General features: G+C 63.8%; 11 protein-coding genes. 8 read left to right on the top strand and 3 right to left on the bottom strand.

Going from position 1 to position 10671, the window contains the following annotated elements; genetic code table 11:
• Positions 1 to 12: 12 nt before the first annotated feature.
• Positions 13 to 1023, top strand: a complete 1011-nt coding sequence (locus BZL41_RS25085; RefSeq protein ID WP_084335798.1) for an aspartate carbamoyltransferase catalytic subunit — start codon at positions 13 to 15, stop codon at positions 1021 to 1023.
• Positions 1023 to 2297, top strand: a complete 1275-nt coding sequence (locus BZL41_RS25090) for a dihydroorotase (RefSeq protein WP_095601777.1) — start codon at positions 1023 to 1025, stop codon at positions 2295 to 2297. The genes BZL41_RS25085 and BZL41_RS25090 overlap by 1 nt, the downstream gene beginning before the upstream one ends.
• Positions 2298 to 2361: 64 nt before the next feature.
• Here the strand turns inward: BZL41_RS25090 and BZL41_RS25095 are convergent, their stop codons facing one another.
• Positions 2362 to 2760, bottom strand: a complete 399-nt coding sequence (locus BZL41_RS25095) for a TM2 domain-containing protein (RefSeq protein ID WP_095601778.1) — start codon at positions 2758 to 2760, stop codon at positions 2362 to 2364.
• A 235-nt stretch (positions 2761 to 2995) separates the two neighbouring features.
• Between BZL41_RS25095 and BZL41_RS25100 the strand changes: the two genes are divergently transcribed.
• On the top strand, positions 2996 to 3526 hold the full coding sequence (locus tag BZL41_RS25100) for a C40 family peptidase (RefSeq protein WP_095601779.1): 531 nt from the start codon (positions 2996 to 2998) through the stop codon (positions 3524 to 3526).
• 49 nt (positions 3527 to 3575) lie between these two features.
• On the opposite strand, the gene BZL41_RS25105 is transcribed toward BZL41_RS25100, so the two are convergent.
• Complete coding sequence (locus BZL41_RS25105) at positions 3576 to 4721, bottom strand: PilT/PilU family type 4a pilus ATPase (RefSeq protein WP_095601780.1); 1146 nt, start codon at positions 4719 to 4721, stop codon at positions 3576 to 3578.
• A 105-nt stretch (positions 4722 to 4826) separates the two neighbouring features.
• The gene (gene pilT, locus BZL41_RS25110; protein ID WP_095601781.1) at positions 4827 to 5861 is read right to left on the bottom strand and encodes a type IV pilus twitching motility protein PilT; all 1035 of its coding nucleotides are present in this window, start codon (positions 5859 to 5861) and stop codon (positions 4827 to 4829) included.
• Between the two features lie 71 nt (positions 5862 to 5932).
• On the opposite strand from pilT, the gene BZL41_RS25115 reads away from it, so the two are divergent.
• The 5 genes from BZL41_RS25115 (at position 5933) to BZL41_RS25135 (ending at position 10558) form a co-directional block, all read left to right on the top strand.
• On the top strand, positions 5933 to 6634 hold the full coding sequence (locus tag BZL41_RS25115) for a YggS family pyridoxal phosphate-dependent enzyme (protein WP_095601782.1): 702 nt from the start codon (positions 5933 to 5935) through the stop codon (positions 6632 to 6634).
• A gap of 14 nt (positions 6635 to 6648) precedes the next feature.
• The gene (proC, locus tag BZL41_RS25120; RefSeq protein WP_095601783.1) at positions 6649 to 7470 is read left to right on the top strand and encodes a pyrroline-5-carboxylate reductase; all 822 of its coding nucleotides are present in this window, start codon (positions 6649 to 6651) and stop codon (positions 7468 to 7470) included.
• A gap of 9 nt (positions 7471 to 7479) precedes the next feature.
• Complete coding sequence (locus BZL41_RS25125) at positions 7480 to 8073, top strand: YggT family protein (protein WP_095601784.1); 594 nt, start codon at positions 7480 to 7482, stop codon at positions 8071 to 8073.
• Positions 8073 to 8369, top strand: coding sequence for a DUF167 domain-containing protein (locus tag BZL41_RS25130; protein ID WP_095601785.1), 297 nt, complete (start codon positions 8073 to 8075; stop codon positions 8367 to 8369). The genes BZL41_RS25125 and BZL41_RS25130 overlap by 1 nt, the downstream gene beginning before the upstream one ends.
• Before the next feature lie 200 nt (positions 8370 to 8569).
• Positions 8570 to 10558, top strand: a complete 1989-nt coding sequence (locus tag BZL41_RS25135) for a dynamin-like GTPase family protein (RefSeq protein ID WP_095601786.1) — start codon at positions 8570 to 8572, stop codon at positions 10556 to 10558.
• Positions 10559 to 10671: the final 113 nt, after the last annotated feature.

Raw genomic sequence — 10671 nt, forward strand, 5'->3', positions numbered from 1 at the left:
AGAGTCCCCGCGATGACGCCGACCGACGCCAAGCGCCCGCTGCAGCTCAATGACCAGGGCCAGCTGCGCCACTTCCTCTCGCTCGACGGCCTGCCCCGCGAGCTGCTGACCGAAATCCTCGATACCGCCGACTCCTTCCTGGAAATCGGCACCCGCGCCGTGAAAAAGGTCCCTCTGCTGCGCGGCAAAACGGTGTGCAACGTGTTCTTCGAGAACTCGACACGCACCCGAACCACCTTCGAGCTGGCCGCCCAGCGCCTGTCCGCCGACGTGATTACGCTCAACGTATCCACGTCCTCCACTAGCAAGGGCGAGACGCTCTTCGACACACTGCGCAACCTGGAGGCCATGGCCGCCGACATGTTCGTCGTCCGTCATGCCGATTCCGGCGCGGCGCACTTCATCGCCGAGCATGTCTGCCCCGACGTGGCGATCATCAACGGTGGCGACGGTCGTCATGCGCACCCGACCCAGGGCATGCTCGACATGCTCACCATTCGTCGGCACAAGGGCAGCTTCGAGAACCTCTCGGTGGCCATCGTCGGCGACATCCTGCACTCCCGGGTCGCGCGCTCGAACATGCTGGCGCTGAAAACCCTGGGCTGCCCGGATATCCGCGTGATCGGTCCGAAGACACTGCTCCCCATCGGCATCGAGCAATACGGCGTCCGCGTCTTTACCGACCTCGCCGAAGGGCTCAAGGACGTCGACGTGGTGATCATGCTGCGCCTGCAACGGGAACGCATGCAGGGCGGCCTGCTGCCCAGCGAGGGCGAGTTCTACCGACTCTACGGCCTGACCACTGCGCGTCTCGCACTGGCCAAGCCGGAGGCGCTGGTCATGCACCCGGGGCCGATCAACCGTGGTGTGGAGATCGAATCGGCGGTGGCCGACGGCCCGCAGTCGGTGATCCTCAACCAGGTCACCTACGGTATCGCGATCCGCATGGCGGTCCTGTCCATGGCCATGAGCGGCCAAGCCGCACAACGTCAATTGAATCAGGAAGCCGAGGAGCAGAACTGATGCGAACCCAGATTCTCGGCGCCCGCGTCATCGACCCTGCCAGCGGCCTGGACCAGCTTGCCAATCTCTATCTGGAAGGCGGCAAGATCATTGCGATCGGCCAGATGCCTGCCGGTTTCGAAGCCGACCGCACCATCGATGCCGCCGGGCTGATCGTCGCTCCCGGGTTGGTCGACCTTTCCGTCGCCCTGCGCGAGCCGGGCTACAGCCGCAAGGGCAATATCGCCAGCGAAACCCTGGCCGCAGCGGCCGGAGGCGTTACCAGCCTGTGCTGCCCACCGCTGACCCGCCCCATCCTGGATACGCCGGCAGTCGCCGAACTGATCCTCGACCGGGCGCAGGAAGCCGGCCATACCAAGGTGTTCCCCATCGGTGCGCTGAGCAAAGGCCTGGCAGGCGAGCAACTGGCCGAACTGGTCGCCCTGCGCGATGCCGGCTGCGTGGCGTTCGGCAACGGCCTGAACAACTTCGCCAACAATCGCACCCTGCGCCGTGCGCTGGAGTATGCGGCCACCTTCCAGTTGACCGTGGTCTTCCACTCCCAGGACGCCTCTCTCGCGGAGGGCGGCCTTGCCCATGAAGGCCCCACCGCCGGCTTCCTCGGCCTTGCCGGCATTCCCGAAACGGCGGAAACCGTGGCCCTGGCCCGCGATCTGCTGCTGGTCGAGCAGACCGGCGTACGCGCCCACTTCAGCCAACTGACCAGCGCGCGCGGCGCCCAGATGATCGCCGACGCCCAGGCCCGCAGGCTGCCGGTGACCGCCGACGTGGCGCTTTATCAACTCATCCTGACCGACGAGACACTGGAAGGCTTTTCCAGCCTCTACCACGTTCAACCGCCACTGCGTACCCGTGCGGACCGCGATGGACTGCGCGAGGCGGTAAAAAGCGGGGTGATCCAGGCCATCGCCAGCCATCACCAGCCCCATGAAGCGGATGCCAAGCTGGCCCCGTTCGGCGCGACCGAACCCGGCATCAGCAGCGTCGAACTGCTGTTGCCGCTGGCAATGACCCTCGTGGAAGACGGCCTGCTCGACCTGCCGACCCTGCTGATGCGGCTCACTGCCGGCCCGGCGAAAGCCCTACGCCTGCCTGCCGGCCGCCTGGCTGTCGGCGCACCGGCCGACCTCGTGCTGTTCGACCCCAACGCCTCCACGCTGGCCGGGGAAGCCTGGTACTCCAAAGGCGAAAACTGTCCGTTCATCGGCCATTGCCTGCCGAGCAATGTGCGCTACACCTTGGTGGACGGTCGCATCAGCTACCAGGCCGAATAGCCGGCAGGACAACGAAATGGCTCATTCGCGACGGGAGACCTGCCGTGAATGAGCCCTTCGCCTATCAGCCACGCCCCGCGTTACGCTCGGATACCTGCTCGTTCAGGGTCCAGAAGTCATACAGCACGCCCAGCATGAAAAGGCCGCCGGTGAGCAGGTAGAGGATGCCAGTGATCCACTTGCCCTGGTACATCCGGTGCACACCGAAGATCCCGAGGAAGGTCAGCAGAATCCAGGCCACGTTATAGTCCAGGCCCCCCGCGGTGTAACGCTGGTCAGCCTCCCGGTCCATCGAAGGGATCAGGAACAGGTCGATGATCCAGCCGATGAACAACAAGCCCAGGGTAAAGAACCAGATCGTCCCCGTGACGGGCTTGCCGTAGTAGAAACGGTGCGAACCGAGAAAACCGAAAATCCACAGCAGATAACCGATGGCTTTGCTGTGGGTGTCCTGGGTCTGCATGACTGCCTCCTGCAGTGTTGGAACGATGGATCGACAAGCGGCACGGTGTTTTGCAACAAGCCGCCAGAGCGGAGCGAGCACCATAACAGAGCGGCTGAAGCGATCAAGACTCGTACGGCAACGGCATTTTTTCGCGCGAAGCAGATAGCCCACCCCCGTTTCGAATCGACGAATGGGCCGTTGGGACTAAAAAAACCTGTTATAAAGTTGCGCGAATTTTGACCAAGCCGTACTTATGCGTTTCTTCATCCTGACAGGTCTGCTTGCCTGCCTGTTTCTACCGCCAACGGCCGGGGCGACCAACCGCCACAAGCTACTGCATCCCGCGGACTCGGTGCATCTCGCGGCGCGCCAGAGCAGCGATGTATTGAGCCGTGCCGTAAACAGTCTCGGTACGCCTTACCGGTGGGGTGGCACCACGCCCGAGAAAGGCTTCGACTGCAGCGGACTGGTGAAATATGCCTTCAGCGAGATCGATGACGTCGAGCTACCACGCACCTCCAGCGCCATGGCCAGGTCCGGCGGAAAACAGGTCTCGCGCAACCAACTGCAACCAGGCGATCTGCTGTTCTTCAGGCTGAGAAACCGCCGCATCGATCACGTGGCCATCTACCTGGGCGGCAACCGCTTCATCCATGCGCCACGCCGCGGAAAGACCGTGAGCATCGACACCCTGGAGAAGCCCTTCTGGAAGCGTCACTACGTCATGGCGAAACGCGTACTGCCAGCCATACCGGCGGATGGGCCGGCGCTGACCTCACGCTGACTCGATGATTCCGGCGCCCAACCGATAATGCGCGGGCGCCGTTCGACCCTCAGCGGAAGCGCCGCCCCGGGTCCTCTTCGCTGACCTCAAGGCTCAAGCCCTGGCTGATGCTGGTCAGGTGGTCGCCGTCCGTCTCCGAACCCAGCTTGATCATCAGACGCAGGTCGTTGGCCGAATCGGCGTGGGCCAGTGCGTCTTCGTAGGTGATTTCGCCCTGGGTATAGAGCTGATAGAGCGCCTGGTCGAAGGTCTGCATGCCCTGCTCGGTGGAGCGCTTCATCAACCCCTTGAGCTCATGCACTTCGCCCTTGCGGATCAGGTCGGCGGCCAGCGGGGTATTGATCAGCACCTCGATCACCGCGCGACGGCCCTTGCCGTCCGGGGTCGGGATCAGTTGCTGGGCGACGATCGCCTTGAGGTTCAGCGAGAGGTCCATCCAGACCTGCTGCTGACGGTCCGCCGGGAAGAAGTTGATGATGCGGTCCAGCGCCTGGTTCGCGTTGTTGGCGTGCAGGGTTGCCAAGCACAAGTGGCCGGTCTCGGCGAATGCCACCGCGTAGTCCATGGTCTCGCGGGTACGCACCTCACCGATCAGGATCACGTCGGGCGCCTGACGCAGGGTGTTCTTCAGCGCCACTTCGAAGGACTCGGTATCGATGCCGACTTCGCGCTGGGTGACGATGCAGTTCTGGTGCTGGTGGATGTATTCGATCGGGTCTTCGATAGAGATAATGTGGCCGCTGCTGTTCTTGTTGCGGTAACCGATCATCGCCGCCAGCGAGGTGGACTTACCGGTACCCGTGGCACCGACGAACAGCACCAGACCGCGCTTGGTCATCGCCAGTTTCTTCAGCACGTCCGGCAGCTTGAGGTCTTCCAGCGTCGGGATGTTGGTCTCGATGCGACGCAACACCATGCCCGCGAGGTTGCGCTGGTAGAAGGCACTGACCCGGAAACGACCGATGCCACGTGCGCTGATGGCGAAGTTGCACTCGTGATTCTCGGTGAATTCGCGGCGCTGCTGCTCGTTCATCACCCCATGCACGGTTTCCCGGGTCTGCTCTGGGGACATGGGATTCTTGGTCACCGGCATGATCTTGCCGTTCACCTTCATCGACGGCGGCACGCCGGCGGTGATGAAAAGATCGGAACCACCCTTTTCCACCATCAGGCGCAGCAGCTTCTCGAATTCCATAGGTTTCTCGCCTAGCTGTTTGATTGCTGTTCACCGCAACGCTCTTCCCGTCGGCTCATTGCCGGCGGGCGCCCTGCGGCGGAGAGGCGGACGCGCCGCCTCCGGTCAGAAGTTCTCCGGCGTCTTCGCCTTCTCGCGGGCGGCCTCTCGGCTGACCAGGCCCTTGGCGACCAGGTTCTTCAGGCACATGTCGAGCGTCTGCATGCCCAGGGAGCCGCCGGTCTGGATCGACGAGTACATCTGCGCGACCTTGTCTTCGCGGATCAGGTTACGGATCGCCGGGGTACCGATCATGATCTCGTGGGCCGCGACCCGGCCACCGCCGATCTTCTTCAGCAGCGTCTGGGAAATCACCGCCTGCAGCGACTCGGAGAGCATCGAGCGAACCATCGACTTTTCCTCGGCGGGGAACACGTCGACCACCCGGTCGATGGTCTTGGCCGCGGAGGTGGTGTGCAGGGTGCCGAATACCAAGTGACCGGTTTCCGCGGCGGTCAGCGCCAGGCGGATGGTTTCCAGGTCACGCATCTCACCCACCAGGATGATATCCGGGTCTTCCCGGAGGGCCGAGCGCAGGGCTTCGGAGAAGCCCAGGGTGTCGCGATGCACCTCGCGCTGGTTGACCAGGCACTTCTTCGACTCGTGAACGAATTCGATCGGGTCTTCGATGGTCAGGATATGGTGGTACTTGGTGTTGTTCAGGTAGTCGAGCATTGCCGCCAGGGTGGTGGACTTGCCCGAACCGGTGGGCCCGGTCACCAGTACCAGGCCGCGCGGCACGTCGGTGATCTTCTTGAACACCTCGCCCATGCCCAGGTCTTCCATGCTCAGGACCTTGGAGGGAATGGTCCGGAACACCGCGCCCGCGCCACGGTTCTGATTGAAGGCGTTGACCCGGAAACGCGCCACGCCGGGGACTTCGAAGGAGAAGTCGGTCTCCAGGAACTCCTCGTAATCCTTGCGCTGCTTGTCGTTCATGATGTCGTAGATCAGCGCGTGAACCTGCTTGTGATCCATGGCGGGCAGGTTGATCCGGCGCACATCGCCGTCGACGCGGATCATCGGCGGCAGACCGGCAGAGAGATGCAGGTCCGAAGCGCCTTGCTTGGCGCTGAAGGCAAGCAACTCGGTGATATCCATTGGGACTCCCCAAAAACAGGCAAGCAGGTAGAATGCCGAACCCAGACGGGCTGGCCGCTAGAGCGCAGGTAATGTCCACGATAGCAAAGAATATTGCAAAGGTCGGAGCTCGCATCCGTGAGGCGGCGCAAGCCTCGCAGCGTGATTTTTCGACTATCGGTCTGCTCGCCGTGAGCAAGACCAAGCCCGCCGATGCCATCCGCGAAGCCTACGCCGCGGGTTTGCGCGATTTCGGCGAGAACTACCTGCAGGAAGCTCTGACCAAGCAGCAGGAACTCACCGATCTCGATCTCTGCTGGCACTTTATAGGTCCCATCCAGTCGAACAAGACCCGGGCCATCGCCGAACATTTCTCCTGGGTACACTCCGTGGATCGCCTGAAGATCGCCCAGCGCCTGTCCGAACAGCGACCAGCGCAGTTGCCCCCGCTCAACGTCTGCCTGCAAGTGAACGTCAGCGGAGAAGCCAGCAAGTCCGGCTGCGCTCCCGAAGAACTGCCAGCCCTCGCTAACGCCGTCGTGCGCCTGCCGCGACTCAGGCTGCGCGGCCTGATGGCGATTCCCGAGCCCACCGACGACACGGCCGCCCAGCATGCCGCCTTTGCCCGCCTGCGAGAACTGCAACAGGCCTTGAATATGCCGCTGGACACCCTATCCATGGGAATGAGCCACGATCTCGAGGCCGCCATCGCCGAAGGCGCGACCTGGGTCCGCATCGGCACCGCACTCTTCGGCGAGCGCGACTACGGCCGCGCCCAGCCACAGAATCCATAAAAGGAAGCCTTTATATGAGCACACCCCGCATTGCCTTCGTTGGCGCCGGCAACATGGCTGCCAGCCTGATCGGCGGCCTGCGTGCCCAGGGCGTCGACGCGGCCCTGCTGCGCGCCAGCGATCCGGGCGCCGAACAACGCGCACGCATTTCCGCCGAACACGGGATCGAGGTATTCGCCGATAACGCCGACGCCGTGAGCGGAGCCGATGTGGTGGTACTGTCGATCAAGCCGCAGGTCATGAAAACCGTCTGCCAGACCCTGGCGCCGAGCCTGCGCGACGGCCAACTGATCGTCTCCATCGCCGCCGGCATCACTTGCGCCAGCCTGGAAAACTGGCTGGGCAACGATCGCTCCATCGTGCGCTGCATGCCGAACACCCCCGCCCTGTTGCGAGAAGGCGCCAGCGGCCTGTACGCCAACGCCAATGTGTCCGCCGAACAACGCGCACAGGCCGAGCAATTGCTCTCGGCGGTCGGACTGGCGCTGTGGCTGGACGAGGAACACCTGATCGACGCGGTTACCGCCGTTTCCGGCAGCGGTCCCGCCTATTTCTTCCTGCTGGTCGAAGCCATGATCGCCGCCGGCGAAAAACTCGGCCTGCCGCGCGAAACCGCCGCCCGCCTGACCCAGCAGACCGCCCTCGGCGCCGCACGCATGGTGATCGGCAGCGACGTGGACGCCGCCGAACTGCGCCGTCGGGTGACCTCGCCGGCCGGCACCACCGAAGCGGCGATCAAGACGTTCCAGGCTGGCGGCTTCGAAACCCTGGTCGAGCAGGCGCTTGACGCCGCCGCACGCCGCTCCGCCGAGCTGGCCGAACAACTGGGTCAATAGGAGCCTCGCATGTCCGGATTCGCCGAAGCCCTCATCTATGTCATCCAGACGCTGGGCAGCCTGTATCTGCTGATCGTCCTGCTACGCTTCATCCTGCAACTGGTCCGCGCCGATTTCTACAATCCGCTGAGCCAGTTCATTGTCCGCGCCACCCAGCCGTTGCTGCGTCCGATGCGGCGGGTGATTCCCAGTTTCGCGGGGCTCGACCTGTCGTCGCTGCTGCTGGCGGTACTGGTCCAACTGCTGCTGATGGTCGTCACCCTGGTTCTGATGGGCTACGGCGTGGGCGGCTACCTGCTGCAATTGCTGGTCTGGTCGATCATCGCGGTCACCTCGCTGTTCCTCAAGGTGTTCTTCTTCGCTCTGATCGTCAGCGTCATCCTGTCCTGGGTCGCGCCCGGCAGCTACAACCCGGCCGCCCAACTGGTGAACCAGATCTGCGAACCCCTGCTGGCGCCGTTCCGCCGCATATTGCCCAACCTCGGCGGCCTGGATATCTCGCCGATCTTCGCCTTTATCGCGATCAACCTCATCGACCGCTTCGTGCTGGGGAACCTCGCGGTGATGACCGGCATGCCGAGAATCCTCAGCCCATTCCTCTGATGAGCTATTTCCGCTGGGATGGCGAGGACTTGGTCCTCGACTGCCACCTGCAGCCCAAGGCGAGCCGCGACGAATTCGCCGGGCTGCACGGTGAGCGCCTGAAAATCCGCCTCACCGCCCCGCCGGTGGAAGGCAAGGCCAACGCCCACTTGCTGGCCTTCCTCGGCGCGGCCTTTGGTGTCGCCAAGAGCCAGGTCCGCCTGGAGAGCGGCGAACTGAACCGGCAGAAGCGCGTGCGCATCCTGTCGCCGAAGCAACTGCCCGACCTGCCCGGACTGACCACTCGTTCCCCTTGACCAACCATAAGGCGGGACTGTGATGTATCCGAATTGACGCAAAACGCATCCATCGCATAATTGCCGGCACGTCAGAAGTGGCTTTTCGCCTCTTCATCGTTGCCCTTCAAGACAAGGCGACATGCCTCATGTCGCTGGCGACACCCTTTGGACGATACCCATAACCACCCGCGGGATGCGCAGCGAGAGGAAAGAATCGGATGAGCATGGAACGTCTTGGCCAGCAGGTCGACGCCTACGTCGGCTGGAAACGCGAGCTCATGCGGGAGATCACCCGCTACCGCAGTTGGTTGGCGAACAACCGGCTCAGTTCCGATGCGGTGGAGGCCAAGCTCGAACGGGCCCTGCGTCTGCTGCGTACGGACCACATCACCCTGGCCTTCATCGGTGAGTTCTCCCGCGGCAAGACCGAGCTGATCAACAGCCTGTTCTTCTCCGGCTATGGCCAGCGCATGCTGCCGTCACAGGCCGGGCGCACCACCATGTGCCCCACCGAACTCCTGTTCGACCCGCGCTCCGAGCGCTCTTATATCCGCCTGCTGCCGATCGAGACGCGCGTCTCCGACGCCAGCATGGCGCAGTTCAAGCGTATTCCCCGGCATTGGGTGAACATCCCGCTCGACCCCAGCGACCCGGACAACATGGTCCAGGCCTTCGCCCAGGTCGCCAAGACCAAGCCAATGGCAGTGGAGCAGGCGATCCAGCTCGGCTTCCATCCGGACATGCTGGAGAGCGCCGGCAAACCGGGCCAGGTGCTAGTGCCGGCCTGGCGACACGCCATCGTCAACTTCGACCATCCGCTGCTGCGCCAGGGCCTGCGCATTCTCGATACCCCCGGCCTGAATGCCCTGGGCAGCGAGCCCGAGCTGACCCTGTCGATGCTGCCCGCCGCCCAGGCGATCATCTTCCTGCTGGCCGCCGACACCGGCGTCACGGCCAGCGACATGGCGATCTGGCAGCAACACATCCGCCAGCTCGACGAGGACACCCAGACCAGCCTGTTCGCCGTCCTGAACAAGATCGACGTGCTCTGGGACGATCTGGCCGGCGAAGCCTTCGTGCAGAACGCCATCCAGCAGGTTCAGGCCACCACCGCCCAGCAGCTCGGCATCGCCCCCGAGGATGTCCTGCCGCTGTCGGCCAAGCAGGCGTTGCTGGCCAAGGTCCGCCGCGACCCGGCGCTGCTCGAGCGCAGCCAGATGGCCATGCTCGAGCACCTGCTCTGCGAACGCATCGTCGCGCAGAAGGAGCGGCTGCTCGAGGAACAGGTGGTCCGTCAGGTGCTCAACCTGCTGCAAAACAGCCAGCACGTGCTCAACCTGCGCCTGGAGAAGGTCCGCGAGCAGCGCAATCTGCTCGACAACCAGCGCCAGGACAACGGCCAGCTGCTGTTCGAACTGACCGCCCGGACCAAGGACGACCACAGCTTGCACCACAAGCGATTGCTCGGCCTGAAGACCAACCAGCGGCTGCTCAAGCGCCAGGGCGACCTGCTGCGCGCCGCGGTACGCAGCGAACGTCTGGAAAACCACCTGCGCAAGGTCCGGCGGAACCTGACCGGAAGCTGGACGACGCTCGGCATCAACCAGGCGATCCTGCATTTCTTCCGTTCGGTGGAAGCCGACCTGCACACCCTCGAACACGAGGCCGAGATGGCCAACAAGATGGTCGCTGCCATCTACCGCCGGCACAACGAGGAAAACCCGCTGCACGGTATCGACGCGCCGCAGTTCGATGTGCGGCGCTACCTGCGCGAGCTAAAGCACCTAGAGGCCAAGGCCGACCAGTTCCGTCTGCATGTGAAGACCCTACTCACCGAGCAGCGCGCCCTGACCCGCCGCTTCTTCGCCACCCTGGTGCAGGAAGTCATGGGCCTGCACCAACGCCTGCGCTTGGCTGCCGGGCAGTGGGCCAACGATGCGTTGATGCCGCTGATGCAGCACACCCTGGAGCACAAGCAACTGCTCGAGGCCCACATGCTGCAGCTCAAGTCGCTGGCCCAGGACACCCAGCAGGCGCAAAAGCGCAGCCAATTGCTGGCCCGCTACGCCAGCGACCTGGAACAGCAACTGGCCCAGGCCAACGAAATGCTGCGCGTCCTGCGCCGGCCGGCGCCGATCCAGCGTCAGGGCAAGGTGGTCAGCCTGCATCCGGCCGCCTGGCAGGCAACCGCCGTCGACCAGGCCTGATGCGGCGGTTCCGCACCCGTTGCGGAACCGCCCCCCCCTCCTCTTTCAGCGCGCCGGACAACCCGCTTCGGTTAAGGGTGAATTTCCGCGCGCTTCCCATTAGACTTTTGCGC

The organism is Pseudomonas sp. PIC25 (genome assembly GCF_002286785.1).
In the GTDB taxonomy this organism is placed as follows: domain Bacteria; phylum Pseudomonadota; class Gammaproteobacteria; order Pseudomonadales; family Pseudomonadaceae; genus Pseudomonas_M.

Excerpts from the sequence above, each read along its gene's own strand:
- BZL41_RS25085 (WP_084335798.1), top strand. The coding sequence starts at position 13 with ATGACGCCGACCGACGCCAAGCGCCCGCTGCAGCTCAATGACCAGGGC.
- BZL41_RS25090 (WP_095601777.1), top strand. The coding sequence starts at position 1,023 with ATGCGAACCCAGATTCTCGGCGCCCGCGTCATCGACCCTGCCAGCGGC.
- BZL41_RS25095 (WP_095601778.1), bottom strand. The coding sequence starts at position 2,760 with ATGCAGACCCAGGACACCCACAGCAAAGCCATCGGTTATCTGCTGTGG.
- BZL41_RS25100 (WP_095601779.1), top strand. The coding sequence starts at position 2,996 with ATGCGTTTCTTCATCCTGACAGGTCTGCTTGCCTGCCTGTTTCTACCG.
- BZL41_RS25105 (WP_095601780.1), bottom strand. The coding sequence starts at position 4,721 with ATGGAATTCGAGAAGCTGCTGCGCCTGATGGTGGAAAAGGGTGGTTCC.
- pilT (WP_095601781.1), bottom strand. The coding sequence starts at position 5,861 with ATGGATATCACCGAGTTGCTTGCCTTCAGCGCCAAGCAAGGCGCTTCG.
- BZL41_RS25115 (WP_095601782.1), top strand. The coding sequence starts at position 5,933 with ATGTCCACGATAGCAAAGAATATTGCAAAGGTCGGAGCTCGCATCCGT.
- proC (WP_095601783.1), top strand. The coding sequence starts at position 6,649 with ATGAGCACACCCCGCATTGCCTTCGTTGGCGCCGGCAACATGGCTGCC.
- BZL41_RS25125 (WP_095601784.1), top strand. The coding sequence starts at position 7,480 with ATGTCCGGATTCGCCGAAGCCCTCATCTATGTCATCCAGACGCTGGGC.
- BZL41_RS25130 (WP_095601785.1), top strand. The coding sequence starts at position 8,073 with ATGAGCTATTTCCGCTGGGATGGCGAGGACTTGGTCCTCGACTGCCAC.
- BZL41_RS25135 (WP_095601786.1), top strand. The coding sequence starts at position 8,570 with ATGAGCATGGAACGTCTTGGCCAGCAGGTCGACGCCTACGTCGGCTGG.